The organism is Nocardia lijiangensis NBRC 108240, assembly GCF_001613045.1.
Taxonomy (GTDB): domain Bacteria; phylum Actinomycetota; class Actinomycetes; order Mycobacteriales; family Mycobacteriaceae; genus Nocardia; species Nocardia lijiangensis.
The window spans coordinates 31,231-46,444 of the sequence record NZ_BDBP01000042.1 but is presented as its reverse complement, the minus strand read 5'-3'; the positions used below and the strand labels follow the sequence as shown (position 1 = coordinate 46,444).

The following is a 15,214-nucleotide window of genomic DNA, read 5'->3' as shown; positions in this document are numbered from 1 at the left end:
GGATGCCGAGGTCCTCGAACGGAACGCGGCGGGTGGCGACGGCGGTTCAGATCATGTGGGATTCCTGGCGGTTGGGACTCCCGGACCGCTGGCGCGGTCGGGCCGGTTACGACTCCCGAGGCGGCGGGCGCACGTCCGAGTGGATGCGCGCCCGCCGCGGAACGATCTACGAGGCCGGCGCCTCTCCTTGGCACGTCGAGCTGATCGCCGCACTGATCAGGGCTGTCATCGCGCCATGACGTCGGCGGGATGGGCACTTCCGGTCGACGTCGGCGCCAAGTGGAACATCAGTCGGCCCGCCGCAGGCCGACCGTGGGGAAGTCGACCGGGACTGCGAGAGCGATGTTGATGTAGTTGGTGAACAGGTTGAGCGCGACCTGCCCGATCACCTCGACGATGTGCTCATCGCTCCAGCCCTGATCACGCAGCGCCTGCACTTCCTCTGCCGTGACCTGGCCGCGCCTGTCCACCAGTTTCAGCGCGAAGCCTAGGAGTGCGGCCGTGCGAGGGTCATCGGAGTGGCCGGTCTGCGCGGCCTGCAGCGCCTCACGGCTCACCCCGGCTTTGCGTCCGAGAGCGGTGTGCGCGGCCAGGCAATATTCGCACGAGTTGCGGTTGGCGACGGCCACGGCGATCTGCTCGCCGAGCGCAGGCCCGAGAGCGCCGCCGCCGAAGGCGCGGAACGAAGCCCACATGCTCGTCAGAGCGGCAGGCGAGTTCGCGACGGCTCGGAACATCGCGGGCACGGTGCCGAACGCGGCATGGATTTCATCGAGCTGGTCCTCGACGGTTCCGGTCGCGGACTCACGCTCGGCAAGGGGGACAAGAGACATGGGCATTCCTTCAGTCGTGCTTCCAATGACGACTCCCGCAGGTTCCCGGCGGGCGACGCATCCTCAGACTGTCAGGATCACTTGGACGAATTAATGCATATCATCTTGAATTCGTACCGTATCGTCCGGCATGCTTCATCCGTGTCCTCCCTCGACCGGCTCTCGCCTCTGCTCGAACGGTTCCGGGTGCGGACCCGCCTGTTCCATACCGGACCGTTGTGTGGCGTGACGACCTTCGACGCACAACCGGGACGAGGCTTCCTCCACGTGCTCCGACACGGTGAGATGGAAGTGACACACCGAGGCGTCAGCGGTCGGCTGGAAAAGCGACAGATCGACAAGCCGAGCCTGCTGTTCTACCCACGCCCGCTGGAACACGCCTTCCACAACGCACCCACCGAGGACTCCGACTTCGCCTGCGCAACACTCGACTTCGACGGCGGCCCGACCCATCCCCTCGTACGCACGCTCCCTCCCGTGATCGTGCTCCCACTGGACGCCGTCAGCACCCTCGAACCAGCACTCGATCTGCTGTTCGCTGAGATCGACAATCTGCGATGCGGCCAACGAGTGCTGGCCGATCGGCTCTTCGAAGTCGTCCTCATCCAGCTCTTCCGCTGGATTCTCGACCACGCCGACGAGCTTGCCCTGCCCACTGGCCTGCTGACAGGGCTCACCGATGAACGCCTCGCCCGTACACTCGTCGCCATCCACGAGTCACCTGGGCGACCCTGGACGCTCGCCGCAATGGCGCAAGAAGCACGCATGTCCCGCAGTTCCTTCGCCGCCCGGTTCAAAGAGATGGTTGGCCAGCCACCCGCCGAGTACCTGACCGGATGGAGGATCACGGTCGCCCAGGATCGGCTTCGCGCCGGTGCCTCAATTGCTCGCACCGCCACGGAACTCGGCTACGCCAACCCTCCCGCGTTCTCGCGGGCATTCACACAAAGGCTGGGATGCTCACCGCGCGCATGGCTGGCTACTGCACTCTGAGTCGGCAGCGGATGTCGGCGCCGCCACTCCACAGTCGGCCCACCAATGATGCTCCTACCGTTGAAAATTCGCAGATCGACCTTGGGAGTGCCGGATTTGTTCCGGCACTCCCGTTCGACGGGTCAGCTCAGCGGCCTGGTCGCCGGATGCGGCATCCGCCACGCTCCGGCCAGCCGGGACGGGTGCAACTGTGTACTGTCGCCGAAGAACTCGCAGAACTTCATGATCAATGGATCCCATCCCACCGGGTCGACGTACTGGGTGCCGGGAATGACCAGATCGTCGGCCACATGAGCGCGCATGATCCGCACGGTGTGCGCGGTCGCTTGGGTATCGATGCCGAACGGCTCGGCGGATAGCAGCTCACATTCCAGCTGAATCGGGCACTCGGCCACACGGGGTGCCGCGACGACATCTCCCGGGAGAGGGGTGAGGCCGGCAGCGGCGAACTTGTCCGGCTCGTACCGGTATCCCTTCTCGATCTTGTGCGGGGTCATGACCGGCGAACCGGTCAGCAGCGCCAGCCGATCCACTGCCGCCACGAAGTCCGAGGACGGCAGATTCAGCACGCACTCGCGCTCGCGGAGCAGGTTCTGCGTCGTCTGTGACGCCGCATTCATCCCGAGCATGCATTGATCGCCTAGCCACCACGCCGAGGACATCGGCGCCAGATTCGGCGTCCCGTCCGGGTTTCGCGTGCCGATCAATACCACGGGCGTACCGAAGTAGAGAACCTTGAGATCAACCACTCGATGCATGCTGCCCACGATGCCGTCCGCGGGTGTGGGGTGCTGGCGGTAAACGGACTCGGCGTAGTTGACCGGGTCGCATTTTCCGCTGCCATGTCCGAAGCGGACGCCATGAAACCTGGTGCATGCCCGCGCAATTCGCTACCGATCGCATACCGGTGGCGTACTGTCTGGCTGTCATCGGCCACCGCCCAACGCATCTGAGAGGCAGCGGTGATCATCGGACGCCCCTGGACCGCGCAGGACGCCGAATTCCCCCGGCAAGCAATGGGCCAGTCCAACCAGCGATTCGGAGAAGACCTCGGCGTCGCGACCACGACCGTGGCTCGCTGGAGAGCGAATCCCACACGCAGAATCAACAAAGACAACCGAGACCTGCTCGACACTGCGCTGCACAGCACGGACCCCGATATTCGACAACGGTTCGCACTACTGCTCGAGACCGTCGACTGGCAAGGCCACCTCTGTAGCGTGGCACCGAGGGAAGGTGCAGTTCGTGGCATCGTCGGCGATTCGGTCGAACAGCTGGACGAACCATGGACCGCGCCAACGGTCTTGCGCGCGGTGCAAGCTCTCGCCGAATCTGATGTCATGGACCGTCGCGGATTCCTGACCCTCGCGGGTGGGTACCTCACCGCCGCTGCCCACCAGTGGCTGCTGGAGCGGCCCGGCGGCGACCTCACCCGGCACGGAAGCCTCCGCGTGCACGCTGGCGCGGTGGAGGTCATCGACTCGATCACCGCGGGCCTGCGCCGCGTTGACGACTCCCATGGCGGCAGTGCTGCCGCGCTCACCAGTCAGCTATACGCCCACCTGCGTACCGTAATCGAGCTGCTGACTGCCGGCAGCTACGACGACAGCACGGGGAAGCGGCTCTACGCCAGCGCCGCTGAGCTGGCACGACTGCGCGGATGGACTGCGTTCGAGAGCGGCGATCACGGGATGGCCCAACGGTGTTGGATCGCGGCACTGCACGCCGCCGATGCCAGCGGTGACCGCGCGCTCGGCGCCAACATCGTGGGTTTCATGTCGTGCCTAGCCAAAGACGTTGCCCCGCACCGATCAACAGCCGTCACGCTCGCGGAGACCGCGCTTACTGGATACCGCGGCGCCAGCCCCCGCGTCACGGCGATCCTGCACCTGCGTACCGCCGAGGCCTACGCCACCGCGCGTGACCGCCGTCGCTGCCACGCCGCCCTCGACGCAGCGTTCAACGCCCTCGACAACAACGGCGTTTCGCCAGATTGGAGTTACTGGATCAACCCCGCCCAAGCCCACGCCCAGGCCGGCTTCTGTCACCTCCGCCTCGGCGAAACCGACCCAGCCCGCCATCACCTGACCCAAGCCCTTGCCCTTAGCCCCGAAACCGACCAACGCGAGACCGCGTTGCGCCACACACTGCTCACCGCGGCTTGGTTACACCCCCGACAGCCCAATCTCGAACTGGCCCTGCACCACGGCGACGAGGCGCTGAGCCTGCTTACCGACACGGTCAGCTCCACCCGTTGCGCACACCAGCTCGCCGCCGTCGTCTCTGCCGCGCACCACCACCATCATCGCGAGCCCTCGCTGCGACGCCTGCACGACCGCACGCGCCAGGTCCTGCGCAATCCGCAGCAATTTCCCACCGAAGCGAGGGTCGGCACGCGCGGCCGTGGGACCAGGTGAAGGCCCGGCTCGGTCTCGGTGGGTGGGAGCGTCATGGTCGGTGAGAAGAGCGGAGACCAGTGTCGTTCGTGCGGCGGATCGCTGTCATCTGGTCATGGGGGTGGCCTCTGCGCGTACTGCGCATCAGCCGAAGGGTTCAGGCGGCTGCCTGGGCCCGGGTTCTTCGACTCGCCGCCGATGCGCAAGGCACTGGCGCCGCAAGCCGAGAACAAAGAGCCTCTCCGAAGGCCTCTACGCACGAGCCGACCGCAACAACCTCCCTGCGTGGTCGTCGTTTCTCACCAACGCCGAAATCTCCGCAGCACGGATATTCCCACTACCTGCTGTCGACCCACGGCGGCGTCGAGGGCGGCGCCCGCGCCGACCACGCCGCCGATGACGAGCACATCGATCTCGGTGTCGCCGATTGAGTTCACCGCGCGGGCGCGGTACTCGGAGTCCAATCGTGCGGACACAGCGGTATCTCTCCTTGTTTCGGTGTTATTCGGGTAGGCTGACGTCGCCCCTCATTCGTCGACGTCGATCCAATCGAGAGTGCGGGAGACGGCCTTCTTCCAGCGCGCGTAGCCGCGCTCGCGCTGCTCTTCCGACCAGGTGGGAGTCCAGCGCTTGGCCTCGTTCCAGTTCTGTTCGAGCTCGTCGGTGTCGTTCCAGAAGCCGACGGCGAGCCCCGCCGCGTAAGCGGCGCCCAGCGCGGTGGTCTCGGCGACTACCGGCCGCGACACCGGCACACCGAGGAAGTCGGCCTGCAACTGCATGCACAGCTCGTTGGCGGTGACGCCGCCGTCCACACGCAGCACGTCGAGCTTCACCCCGGAGTCGGCCTGCATGGCCTCGACGACGTCGCGGGACTGGTAGCAGATCGATTCCAGCGTTGCCCGCGCCAGGTGGGCGTTGGTGCTGTAGCGCGACAGGCCGACGATGGCTCCGCGCGCGTCCGAGCGCCAGTACGGCGCGAACAGTCCCGAGAACGCCGGGACGAAGTACACCCCGCCGTTGTCCTCGGCCTGCCGGGCCAGCGATTCGCTCTGCGCCGCACCGGAGATGACGCCCAGCTGATCGCGCAGCCACTGCACCGCCGAGCCGGTCACCGCGATCGAACCCTCCAACGCGTACACCGGCTTGTCCGAGCCGAGCTGGTAGGCGACCGTGGTGAGCAGTCCGTGCTGCGACCGCACGATCTCGGTTCCGGTGTTCAGCAGCAGGAAGTTGCCGGTGCCGTAGGTGTTCTTGGCTTCGCCGGGACGGAAGCAGACCTGCCCCACCGTGGCCGCCTGCTGGTCGCCGAGCACACCCGACAGCGGCACCGCACCGCCGAACGGACCGTCGGCGCGGGTGGTCCCGAACAGCTCCGGGTTGGACGAGGGCGCGATGGCGGGCAGCATCGCGCGCGGGATGCCGAAGATCGACAGCAGCTCGTCGTCCCAGTCCAGCGTCTCCAAACTCATCAGCATGGTGCGGCTGGCATTGGTCGGATCGGTGACGTGTACCCCGCCGTCCACGCCGCCGGTGAGCTGCCACAGCAACCAGGTGTCGGTGGTGCCGAAGAGCGCGTCGCCACGCTCGGCGTCCTCGGCCACACCCGGAACGTTGTCCAGGATCCAGCGCAGCTTCCCGCCGGAGAAGTACGTGGCCGGCGGCAGGCCCGACTTGCGCCGGATGGTGTCACCGTGCCCGGCCTTCTCCAGGTCGGAGGCGATGCGATCGGTGCGGGTGTCCTGCCACACGATGGCGTTGCAGTACGGCCGCCCGGTCTTGCGGTTCCACACCACCGTGGTCTCGCGCTGGTTGGTGACGCCGACCGCGGCCAGATCGCTCGCCACCAGATCGGCCTTGGTGAGGGTGCTCTGGATGACCGCGCGGGTGCGCTCCCAGATCTCGGTCGGGTTGTGCTCCACCCACCCCGGGCGCGGCAGGATCTGCTCGTGCTCGAGCTGGTGGCGGGCAACCTCGTTGCCGCTGTGGTCGAACACCATGAAGCGGGTGCTCGTGGTGCCTTGGTCGATGGCGCCGACGAACTTGGTCATCGCGGTCCTTTCGAGAAACTGCTGTCGGAAATGGATTCAGAACAGGAACTGGGCAGCGAGACCGGCGAGCGCGCCGCCGACCAGCGGGCCGAGCACCGGCACCCAGGCATAACCCCAGTCGGAGTTCTTGCGGCTCGGTTCGGCGCTGACGTCGGGCGACTCGACCGACGAGCGGGCGCCGACACCCACCGGAACCCGGGCCTCATCGGCCGGCACGGGCTGGCTGACCGGCAGGAGTGCGTGCGCGATGCGCGGACCGAGGTCGCGAGCCGGGTTGATGGCGTATCCGGTCGGGCCGCCGAGCGACGCGCCGATGCCGACGACGAGGAACGCCGCCGCGACCGGGCCGAGTCCACTGGGGGTGTGTCCGAACGCGAGGATCACCAGGACCAGGGTGAACGTGCCGATCACCTCGGTGGCGAAGTTCCAGCGGAAGGCGCGGATTGCGGGGCCGGTGGCGAACACCGCGAGCTTCTTCTCCTCGTCGGTCTCCTCGTCGAAGTGGCGCTTGTAGGCCAGGTAGGCAACGGTCGCGCCGAGGAACGCGCCGGCCAGCTGACCGCTCAGATAGGCGAGCGTCGTGGCGCCCGAGATGGCGATACCGGAGGCGTACTCGTCGGCACCGCTGAACAAGATGCCGATGGTGACCGCAGGATTGAGGTGGCCGCCGGTCTTGTAGGCGACATAAACGCCGGCCAGCACCGCGAACCCCCATCCAAAGTTGATCAGTAGCCAGCCGCCGTCCTGTCCTTTGGACTTGGCCAGCAGTACGTTCGCGACCACACCGACCCCGAGCAGCAGCAGTACTCCTGTACCGAGTGCTTCGCTGAGGAAGATTGAGCCGAAGTTCATCGTTGAGCCTCCGTTTCGCCCCGCAGGTCGCGGGCGCGACCGTGCGTGAACGGAAATTACGGGGGGATTTCCGAGTCGGACATAGCTCGTATTCGACAATGCCGAATGGCTCGGCTGGTTGCCAGACCGCGGCGCCACTACCGTCCGACACGCTAGGAGGATGTATGGCGCAGCTCACACTGGGTTTCAATGATGTAGCCCAGGTATTACCGAAGGTTCGACATTGTCGAATCACCACTCGCCGGAGAGGTTTCCCGACATGCCAGGTCCGATCCAATCAATCGAGCGAGCGGCGGCCGTACTGCGGCTGCTGGCCCGTGGATCCGGTCGTCTCGGCATCGGCGACATCGCGGGTGCGCTCGATCTCGCCAAGCCGACCGCGCACGGCATTCTGCGCACGTTGCAGGGCGTCGGTTTCGTTGAGCAGGACCCGGCAACCGGCAAATACCAGCTCGGCGCCGCGCTGCTGCATCTGGGCACCAGCTATCTCGACGCAAACGAGCTGCGCTCCCGGGCGATCAACTGGGCCGACGCCCTTGCGGCGCGCACCGGAGAGTCGGTGCGGATCGGCGCCCCGGTCGGCGGCGCGGTGGTGGTGGTCCACCACGTGTTCCGGCCGGACCACACCGAGCAGGCGCTCGAGCTCGGCGAACTCCTGCCCCCGCACGCCACTGCTCTGGGCAAGGTCCTGCTGGCCTACGACACCGACCTGGCCGCCACGGTACGCGGAAGCGAACTGGCTCCGCTCACACACCGCACTCTCGTCGACCGAGCCGCGCTGGCCAGGGCGCTGGCCGTGGTGCGGCAGGCCGGATGGGCAGGCGACACCGAAGAATTCCGGTCGGGCGAGGCGGGTATCGCCGCGCCGATCCGGGCGCCCGGCGGTCTCGTGGTCGGCGCCATCGGCATCACCGGCCGGGTGGATCGACTGTGCGACGCACAGTTGCGGCACCGGCCGGCGCTGGTCGGTTACGTCCTCGACGCCGCACGGGCGGTCTCGAGGGATCTCGGTGCGCCGCACTGAGTTCCGGCAGGCCTTTGACTGGCGGACTTCGACTGGAGGCGGCCGCCGATGACGCAACGTTACGTGCTGTCCATCGATCAGGGCACCACCTCGACCCGCTGCATCCTGTTCGACCAGCGCGCCCGCTTGATCGGCGTCGCGCAGCGCCCGCACCAGCAGCACTATTCGCGCCCGGGATGGGCCGAGCAGGACGCGCTGGAGATCTGGCGCAACGTCGAGCGGATCGTGCCGCAGGCGATGCGGGATTCCGGCGTGGCCGCCAACCAGATCGTCGCGCTCGGCATCGCCAATCAGCGCGAGACCACCGTGGTGTGGGACCGCCGCACCGGGATGCCGATCGGGCGCGCCATCGTCTGGCAGGACGTGCGCACCGAGGAGTTGGTCGGCGAGCTGCGCGAACGTCCGGGTGCGGACCGGATCCGCGAGCTGTGCGGCGTGCCGCTGGCCACTTACTTCGCGGCGCCGCGGCTGCGGTGGATGCTGGACGCCGTCCCGGGTCTGCGCGAGCGCGCCGAGCGCGGCGAGGTGCTGTTCGGCACCATGGAGACCTGGCTGATCTGGAATCTCACCGGCGGGGTCGACGGCGGGCTGCACCTCACCGATGTCACCAACGCCAGCCGCACCTTGCTGATGAACCTCAGCACCCTCACCTGGGACGACGAACTGCTGGCGTTCTTCGGCATTCCCGCGGCGATGCTGCCGCACATCCAGCGCTCCATCGCGTCCTACGGCGTAACCCGCCGGGTGGTGCCGGGCATCCCGATCGCCGCCGCGCTGGGCGACCAGCACGCCGCGCTGTTCGGCCAAACCTGTTTCGCGCGTGGGGAAACCAAGTGCACTTACGGCACCGGCGGGTTCCTCATGATGAACACCGGACGCGATCTGGTGCGGTCCGAGCACGGCCTGCTCACCACGATCGGCTACCAGATCGGCCCCGAGCCGGTGTACGCGTTGGAGGGACCGATCGCGGTCACCGGCTCGCTCGTGCAGTGGGTGCGGGACAACATCGGCCTGGTCACCAGCGCGCCGGAGATCGAAACGCTCGCGCGCACCGTCGAAGACAACGGCGGCTGCTATGTGGTGCCCGCGTTCTCCGGGCTGTATGCGCCGCATTGGCGCAGCGACGCCCGCGGCCTGATTGCCGGACTGACCTCCTACATCACCAAGGGGCACATCGCCCGCGCCGTGCTGGAGGCCACCGCGTGGCAGACCCGCGACGTGGTCGAGGCGATGAACGCCGACTCCGGCCTGCAGGCCGCCGCCCTGCGCGTGGACGGCGGCATGACGTCGAACAACCTGCTCATGCAGATCGTGGCCGACGTACTCGATGTACCCGTCATGCGTCCGTTGGTCGCCGAGACCGTCTCGCTGGGTGCGGCGTATGCCGCCGGCCTCGCTGTCGGTTACTGGCCGGATCTGGAGGGACTGCGCAACAATTGGCGCCTTGCCGCCCAATGGCTTCCGCGAATGGACCCCACGCATCGCGAGGACGAGTACGAGAAGTGGAGGCGCGCGGTGGAACTGACCTTCGGCTGGGTGCGATCGAAACCGCGTGCTCGGTAGAAGCGTGTCGTCCGCGGGCACGCACCGCGGCGGGCTTGTGTCGGGCACCTGGGTTGGCGTCGCACTCATCCGGCTTCACCGATGACAGAATCTGACATCAAAGTGATGACAGGGTCTGACATCAATGCTACGGTGATGTCACGAACTGACATCAGGTGCCCCGCCTCGGGTGGGGTTGCCGCAGCAGAAAGGGCGCACCGTGCGCGTATTCGTCACCGGAGCCTCCGGACACGTCGGCTCCGCCGTCGTCCCCGAACTCCTCGAAGCGGGACACCAAGTCGTCGGCCTCGCCCGCTCGGACAAGTCCGCCGCCGCCTTGACGGCTGCCGGTGCCCAGGTGCACCGAGGCGACCTCGACGATCTCGACGGCCTCGCCGCGGCCGCCGCCGCGGTCGACGGCGTCATCCACCTGGCCTTCAAGCACGACGCCATGTTCGCCGGCGACTTCGACAGCGCGGTGACAGCGGATCTGCGCGCCATCGACACGCTCGGGGACGCGCTCGCCGGCACCGGCAAGCCTCTGGTGACCACGTCGGGAACCATGCTGCTCGCCTTCGCGGGGCTGGGAGACGCCGCCACCGAAGCGGACGTGATCGCCGCGGGGCCACGGATCGATGCCGAGAACGCGGTGGTCGCACTCGCGCAGCGCGGCATCCGCTCGTCTGTCGTCCGGCTTGCTCCGACCGTGCACAGCACGCTCGACCACAACGGCTTCATCCCGACCTTGATCTCCATCACCCGGTCCAAGGGCGTCGCCGCCTACGTCGGCGACGGGGCCAACCGCTGGCCCGCCGTGCACACCCTCGACGCGGCCCGCCTGTACCGGCTGGCGCTGGAATCGGCGCCAGCGGGATCACGGCTGCACGCCGTCGATGACCAGGGGATCCCCTTCCGAGAGATTGCCGAGGCCATCGGCCGCGGGCTGAACGTGCCCGTGGTCAGCATCCCGGCGACGCAGGCCGACGACCACTTCGGCTTCCTCAGCGCCCACGCCACGGCCGACAACCCGTCCTCGAGCACGCTGACCCGGGACCTCCTCGGCTGGAAACCCGTCCAGCCCGGCCTCATCGACGACCTCGGCCAAGGTCACTACTTCGACGTCCCGGCCACCATCACCCCCTGAGCCCGCTCCAGTTCCATCCCGCTCGTTCCCCGCGCCCGCGGACCCTCGCGTCCTGCAAGGTCTGCGGGACCCAGGCCAGCAGGACACCCATGTCCGGCAACAACGGCCAGGCCCGATGTACTGCGGAGGGCTGGTCGCCCGCGGGGCCTCCTCGGTTGGCTGGATCAGCCACATGGCGAAGGCGATCCCGGCAGCCCGGGTGAGTCGGCTGCGCCAATTGGCATCGCCGCCGGCCGGATCGGCGACGGCCCGGCCGGGCTGGTTCAGACTGGCCGCCTCCCATCGTGCTGCCAGCTCTGCCCCGGCTCGGCGGCCAGCAGGCGGCGCATGCCGTGTCGAATGGGATGATCACTTCGGCCAAGTATCGAACCCCTCGTCACGGCGGCCCGGCTGTACCTGGTATCGCCGAATTTCGTAGAACATCAGTGGGTGTTTTGTCGACCCAGGCGCGATGCACTCGGGCGGCCAGCGCGGCAGGAGCAGGCGTGCCGAGTAGCCCGTCCGCGCCCTGGAAGGTGGGCAGCAGGTTGTCGAAGACGAAGGGCAGCTCGACGATGTGGGTGGCGCCGAGTTGCCTGGCAAGTGCGGGCGAGCGCCAGCCGAACGCGTAGGCGTAGGTGCGTTTGCCCGCCGCCGAGTGACTGTCGGCCATGGCTCGGCTACCGGCCCCGAACACCGCGATGCTCACCGCCGCCGCGATCGCCGCACCCGAGGCTGCAGGCCTGTTCGGACGTGCCGTGAGAGCGCCTTGATCTGGGTAGTACGAGGGGGTGCAGCGCCGCCCCGCGCGGGTGCGGGGCGGCGCCACTTCGGTCAGTAGGCGGGCAGCGGAGCCCAGTTCTTGATCGCGAACGTGCTGGCGTCGCGGACGATTTCGAGGGCGCTGTGTCCGCTGAAGTGTGCGGGCAACACCAACGCGGTGTGGTCGGCCGCCCAACCCAGCAGCCGAAGTCGGGTCGCCCTCGCGGCGGCGGGGTCCTCGCAGAAGCAGCTGTTGTGTTCGGGGTGAGCGATCTGCAGGGGCGTGTGCACCAGGTCTCCCGCGAACAGTGCTTTGTCGCTGCCCGACGTCAACACCAGCACGCTCGAACCGGGAGTATGCCCCGGTGCCGCTCGTAACGTGAGATTCGCGTCCACGACGTATTCGGTCTCCCAGAGCTGCACCTGGCCTGCGGCGTGGACCGGTGCGACGCTGTCCTCGAACACGTTCTCGTTGACACCGCCCGTGATGTTCGGGTTGTTGGCCGGATTCCAGTGCTCGTAGTCCGCACGCGGCATCAGGTAGGTGGCGTTGGGGAATGTCGGCACCCACTGCCCGTCCACGAGGCGGGTGTTCCAGCCGACGTGATCGACATGCAGGTGGGTGTTGATCACCAGGTTCACGTCCTCGGGCGCGATGCCTGCCGCGGCGAGATTGGCCAAATACCCCAGGTCGAGGTGGTCCCAGGCTTCGACCGCCGGGCGGGTCTTGCCGTTGCCGATGCCGGTGTCCACCAAGATGATCCGGCCTTCGCTGCGCAGCGCCCAGGTCTGCATCGCGACCTGAACGATGTTGTCGACCGGGTCGAGGTGATCCGGAACCAGCATCTGCCGCTGCTCGTCCCAATGCTGGTCGGGTGAGCCGGGGAAGAACTGGTCGGGCGTCATGCCTACTGGCCCGTGCATTTCCTCGACCCGCGACACGGTGACATCACCGAGCACAATCTCATTCATCAGGTTCCTTCGCTACGTGTTCCCGACGCCGTGACCGGGCGCCGGACGGCTCGTGGGCCGTGCCACTGAGTTTTCAAGTGCCCGACGTCGGTAACCACACCCTGCGAAGGTGCCGCTGGCGCGGGTGCGTCAACGGTGTCCACACCCCGTCAGGGTCAGGACAACTCTGCATCCGGCAGCGACAATGACGTGATGAGCGACCGCGAAGACCAGTCCGGACAGCTCGGGGCGTTCCTCAAGGCGTGCCGGGCCAGGGTGCGACCCGAGCAGGTGGGGCTCACGCCCTACGGCGAACGTCGCCGTGTTCCGGGACTGCGCCGCGAGGAGTTGACCCTCCTGGCAGGGGTCAGCCCGTCCTACTACGCCCGGCTCGAACAGGGTCAATCCCGCAACGCCTCCCCGGAGGTCCTCGACGCTATCGCCGCCGCACTCGCGTTGACCGCCACCGAACGACGACACCTGCACGCACTGGCCGAGTCCGCAGGCCGCCGCCGCCACACGCGCCCGGCACCCATCGAGCACGCTGACCCAGCTCTGCTCGAGCTGCTCAACGCCATGCCATCGGTGCCTTCGCTCGTGCTCGGTCGCCGCAGCGATGTGCTCGCCTGGAATTCTCTCGGCCACGCCCTGCTCGCCCCGAATCTCGACCCCGGCTGCCCGGCGGTCCCCGGTCGCAGACCGAACATGACCCGGATGGTGTTCCTCGACCCCGACACCCGCGCCCTCTATGCCGATTGGCCGCGCAAGGCCCGCGCAGTCGTCGGCAACCTGCGGCTTATCGCAGGCGCCCACCCCGACGACCCAGCACTGGCGTCGCTCATCGGCAGCCTCACCATGGCCAGCCCGGAATTCGGCACCCTCTGGAACGACCAGAGGGTCCAGGCATGCGCGACCGCCCACTACCAGCTGCACCACCCGCTGATCGGGGACCTCACCATCACCCAACAAACACTGAGCTCGGTCGAACACCCCGACCAGACCCTCGTCACCTGCACAGCCCCACCCGATTCCCCGTCGGCATCAGCACTGGCCATCCTGACCCATTCGACTCAACCAGCCGAGCCGCTCGCACGCCTTGCCGACAATCGGCACTCTGCGCCCACCGCTGCAGCCGGAAAGCCCAGTGCGCCCGGTGAATCCGATATCTCGGACGAGGTCGCCGGGCCGGGCTCGGGCGCAACGATATCGGGGGAGGTGTGCGCCATGGCCAGGACTCGCACGCGGCGGTGAACTTGCGTCATGCAGGGCTCACACGGTGCGCTCGGGCGAGGTTATAGGTGAGCTCGTCACGGTTCTGGCCTGTGTCATGGAAGTTCCACATTGCTGTTCCGGGTGTGGAGCGCCATGATTCGCGTAGTGGGCTGTTGTCGACGGTGTCGAATCCGAACTCGTCGTACAGCCTGGTGACGAGCTCGACGGCTTCGGGATAGTCGCTGGAGACGGCCAACGCCATCCGGTCGGGCGCGTCGGTCGGGCGCGCGAATCGGAGCAGGCTCGGCCGCTGATGCGGCGTCCGCAGCGCGTGCGGCACGGGCCGCCGGCCCGAGATCGGAGACTAGGTCCCCGAGTATTTCCGGTCCACGCGAGTTGGCGATGACGACGGTGTATCCCTGAGCGATGGCTGCGCGGGCGATCTGGCTTCCGACTTCGCCTGCGCCGATTATTCCGATGGTGGTCACAGGTGCCTCGCCGCAGTGTGCGCTGGGCCTGCTGTCCGCTCTGGATCTGCTGCCTGGTCCGGCCGGGCTGCAGGTAGCCCCACGGAGGCCAGCATCGACAGCTTGTCGGCATTGCTGGATCCGGCGTCCGGGTGGTACACGACCAGCATCAGGTCGTCGGTCCCGCTGATGGCCAGCCGTTCACGGTTGAGTGTCATCTCTCCGACCTGGGGGTGTTCGATCAGGATGGGCACCCCGCGCTGCCCTCGAACTTCGTGCCGGGCCCAGAGCTGGCGGAACCGCGGGCTCGCGAGAGACAGTTCCCCGGTGAGCTCGATGAACCGTTGATCGTCGACGCCGCTGCCCACGGCCTGGCGCAGATTCGCGATGAAGCATTCCGTGACCGATTCCCATTCCGGATACAGAGCCTGCTCGGCGGGGTCCAGGAACATGCCTCGAAGCTGATTACCTCCCACCCTGAGGCCAGGTGAGAGCGCCCGTGCGAGATTGTTCGAGGCGACGATGTCGAAGTACCGATCCTCGATGAATGCAGGCTGTACCAGCGAGTGCAGGAGTTTCAGCGCACCGGGTGGCGGTGTCGCCGTGCGTGCGCGACGCTTGCGCCGGCGCGGAACCTCCGCCACCAGCGTCATCAGGTGGGCCAGGTGTTCGTCGTCGAGTTGCAGGACGCGTGCGATCGCCTCGAGCACCTGCAGCGACGGGTTGCGGTCACGTCCTCGTTCCAGGCGAAGGTAGTAGTCGGCGCTGATGCCGGCAAGCATCGCAACCTCTTCTCGCCGCAATCCCGGCGTGCGTCGCACACCGCCGTCGGGAATACCGGCCTGCTGCGGCGTCACCAGTTCACGCCGGGCGCGCAGATACGCACCGAGGGCATTCGTCGACTCACTCATGTCCACCAACATAAGTCGCTGTGGTCCTGCCAGAGGGGGTCCTGCGACACCCTGGGTACGACGGGACCCTGGCCGATGCCCAAGAGCCGCGCATAGCTTT

16 protein-coding genes and 1 pseudogene are annotated in these 15,214 nt (G+C 67.5%); 7 read left to right on the top strand and 10 right to left on the bottom strand.

Translation table 11 applies throughout. The features are described 5' to 3' along the window. The first annotated feature begins 32 nt into the window (after positions 1-32). The gene (locus tag NL1_RS16840; RefSeq protein ID WP_067840449.1) at positions 33-239 is read left to right on the top strand and encodes a hypothetical protein; all 207 of its coding nucleotides are present in this window, start codon (positions 33-35) and stop codon (positions 237-239) included. Between the two features lie 48 nt (positions 240-287). On the opposite strand, the gene NL1_RS16835 is transcribed toward NL1_RS16840, so the two are convergent. Continuing rightward, positions 288-833, bottom strand: coding sequence for a carboxymuconolactone decarboxylase family protein (locus NL1_RS16835; RefSeq protein ID WP_067840447.1), 546 nt, complete (start codon positions 831-833; stop codon positions 288-290). 93 nt (positions 834-926) lie between these two features. Here NL1_RS16835 and NL1_RS16830 point away from each other — a divergent pair, with 93 nt between their 5' ends. Further along, positions 927-1,826: an AraC family transcriptional regulator gene (locus NL1_RS16830; RefSeq protein WP_067840446.1), complete on the top strand. Its 900-nt coding sequence runs from the start codon at positions 927-929 to the stop codon at positions 1,824-1,826. 122 nt (positions 1,827-1,948) lie between these two features. On the opposite strand, the gene NL1_RS16825 is transcribed toward NL1_RS16830, so the two are convergent. Next, positions 1,949-2,584, bottom strand: a complete 636-nt coding sequence (locus tag NL1_RS16825) for a flavin reductase family protein (RefSeq protein WP_067840508.1) — start codon at positions 2,582-2,584, stop codon at positions 1,949-1,951. A gap of 204 nt (positions 2,585-2,788) precedes the next feature. Here NL1_RS16825 and NL1_RS16820 point away from each other — a divergent pair, with 204 nt between their 5' ends. Further along, positions 2,789-4,243, top strand: a complete 1,455-nt coding sequence (locus tag NL1_RS16820) for an NsdA family TPR-like regulatory protein (protein WP_067840444.1) — start codon at positions 2,789-2,791, stop codon at positions 4,241-4,243. Positions 4,244-4,521: 278 nt separating this feature from the next. Here NL1_RS16820 and NL1_RS37640 read toward each other — a convergent pair whose 3' ends face one another. The 3 genes from NL1_RS37640 to NL1_RS16810 are packed head-to-tail and all read right to left on the bottom strand — an operon-like array spanning position 4,522 to position 7,122. After that, the gene (locus NL1_RS37640) at positions 4,522-4,698 is read right to left on the bottom strand and encodes a hypothetical protein (protein ID WP_156094891.1); all 177 of its coding nucleotides are present in this window, start codon (positions 4,696-4,698) and stop codon (positions 4,522-4,524) included. A 51-nt stretch (positions 4,699-4,749) separates the two neighbouring features. Further along, positions 4,750-6,270: a glycerol kinase GlpK gene (glpK, locus tag NL1_RS16815; protein WP_067840442.1), complete on the bottom strand. Its 1,521-nt coding sequence runs from the start codon at positions 6,268-6,270 to the stop codon at positions 4,750-4,752. Positions 6,271-6,306: 36 nt separating this feature from the next. Then, a complete protein-coding gene (locus NL1_RS16810; RefSeq protein WP_067840440.1) occupies positions 6,307-7,122 on the bottom strand; it encodes an MIP/aquaporin family protein in 816 nt (271 codons plus the stop codon). Positions 7,123-7,381: 259 nt separating this feature from the next. Between NL1_RS16810 and NL1_RS16805 the strand changes: the two genes are divergently transcribed. The 3 genes from NL1_RS16805 (at position 7,382) to NL1_RS16795 (ending at position 10,832) form a co-directional block, all read left to right on the top strand. Beyond that, on the top strand, positions 7,382-8,146 hold the full coding sequence (locus tag NL1_RS16805; protein WP_067840438.1) for an IclR family transcriptional regulator: 765 nt from the start codon (positions 7,382-7,384) through the stop codon (positions 8,144-8,146). A gap of 48 nt (positions 8,147-8,194) precedes the next feature. After that, on the top strand, positions 8,195-9,709 hold the full coding sequence (glpK, locus tag NL1_RS16800) for a glycerol kinase GlpK (protein WP_067840436.1): 1,515 nt from the start codon (positions 8,195-8,197) through the stop codon (positions 9,707-9,709). Positions 9,710-9,908: 199 nt separating this feature from the next. Then, on the top strand, positions 9,909-10,832 hold the full coding sequence (locus NL1_RS16795) for an SDR family oxidoreductase (RefSeq protein WP_067840507.1): 924 nt from the start codon (positions 9,909-9,911) through the stop codon (positions 10,830-10,832). Between the two features lie 376 nt (positions 10,833-11,208). Here NL1_RS16795 and NL1_RS38170 read toward each other — a convergent pair whose 3' ends face one another. Both NL1_RS38170 and NL1_RS16785 read right to left on the bottom strand, forming a co-directional pair. Continuing rightward, positions 11,209-11,484 (bottom strand): hypothetical protein, encoded by a 276-nt coding sequence (locus tag NL1_RS38170; RefSeq protein ID WP_067840434.1) that lies wholly within the window; start codon positions 11,482-11,484, stop codon positions 11,209-11,211. A gap of 161 nt (positions 11,485-11,645) precedes the next feature. Beyond that, on the bottom strand, positions 11,646-12,545 hold the full coding sequence (locus NL1_RS16785; protein ID WP_067840433.1) for an MBL fold metallo-hydrolase: 900 nt from the start codon (positions 12,543-12,545) through the stop codon (positions 11,646-11,648). A gap of 192 nt (positions 12,546-12,737) precedes the next feature. Between NL1_RS16785 and NL1_RS16780 the strand changes: the two genes are divergently transcribed. Further along, on the top strand, positions 12,738-13,775 hold the full coding sequence (locus tag NL1_RS16780; protein ID WP_084510673.1) for a helix-turn-helix transcriptional regulator: 1,038 nt from the start codon (positions 12,738-12,740) through the stop codon (positions 13,773-13,775). A gap of 7 nt (positions 13,776-13,782) precedes the next feature. Here the strand turns inward: NL1_RS16780 and NL1_RS39545 are convergent, their stop codons facing one another. The 3 genes and pseudogenes from NL1_RS39545 to NL1_RS16770 all read right to left on the bottom strand — a co-directional run bounded on the left by NL1_RS39545 (position 13,783) and on the right by NL1_RS16770 (position 15,114). Further along, positions 13,783-14,076, bottom strand: coding sequence for an NAD(P)-binding domain-containing protein (locus tag NL1_RS39545; RefSeq protein ID WP_245673328.1), 294 nt, complete (start codon positions 14,074-14,076; stop codon positions 13,783-13,785). A 22-nt stretch (positions 14,077-14,098) separates the two neighbouring features. Continuing rightward, positions 14,099-14,224 (bottom strand): annotated as a pseudogene (locus tag NL1_RS40245) (NAD(P)-binding domain-containing protein); the annotation flags it as partial. Beyond that, the gene (locus NL1_RS16770) at positions 14,221-15,114 is read right to left on the bottom strand and encodes a helix-turn-helix domain-containing protein (protein ID WP_067840505.1); all 894 of its coding nucleotides are present in this window, start codon (positions 15,112-15,114) and stop codon (positions 14,221-14,223) included. The pseudogene NL1_RS40245 and the gene NL1_RS16770, both read right to left, overlap by 4 nt. Positions 15,115-15,214: the final 100 nt, after the last annotated feature.

Coding starts and splice junctions, on each gene's coding strand:
- NL1_RS16835 (WP_067840447.1), bottom strand. CDS start 833: ATGTCTCTTGTCCCCCTTGCCGAGCGTGAGTCCGCGACCGGAACCGTC.
- NL1_RS16830 (WP_067840446.1), top strand. CDS start 927: ATGCATATCATCTTGAATTCGTACCGTATCGTCCGGCATGCTTCATCC.
- NL1_RS16825 (WP_067840508.1), bottom strand. CDS start 2,584: ATGCATCGAGTGGTTGATCTCAAGGTTCTCTACTTCGGTACGCCCGTG.
- glpK (WP_067840442.1), bottom strand. CDS start 6,270: ATGACCAAGTTCGTCGGCGCCATCGACCAAGGCACCACGAGCACCCGC.
- NL1_RS16810 (WP_067840440.1), bottom strand. CDS start 7,122: ATGAACTTCGGCTCAATCTTCCTCAGCGAAGCACTCGGTACAGGAGTA.
- NL1_RS16805 (WP_067840438.1), top strand. CDS start 7,382: ATGCCAGGTCCGATCCAATCAATCGAGCGAGCGGCGGCCGTACTGCGG.
- glpK (WP_067840436.1), top strand. CDS start 8,195: ATGACGCAACGTTACGTGCTGTCCATCGATCAGGGCACCACCTCGACC.
- NL1_RS38170 (WP_067840434.1), bottom strand. CDS start 11,484: ATGGCCGACAGTCACTCGGCGGCGGGCAAACGCACCTACGCCTACGCG.
- NL1_RS16785 (WP_067840433.1), bottom strand. CDS start 12,545: ATGAATGAGATTGTGCTCGGTGATGTCACCGTGTCGCGGGTCGAGGAA.
- NL1_RS16780 (WP_084510673.1), top strand. CDS start 12,738: ATGAGCGACCGCGAAGACCAGTCCGGACAGCTCGGGGCGTTCCTCAAG.
- NL1_RS16770 (WP_067840505.1), bottom strand. CDS start 15,114: ATGAGTGAGTCGACGAATGCCCTCGGTGCGTATCTGCGCGCCCGGCGT.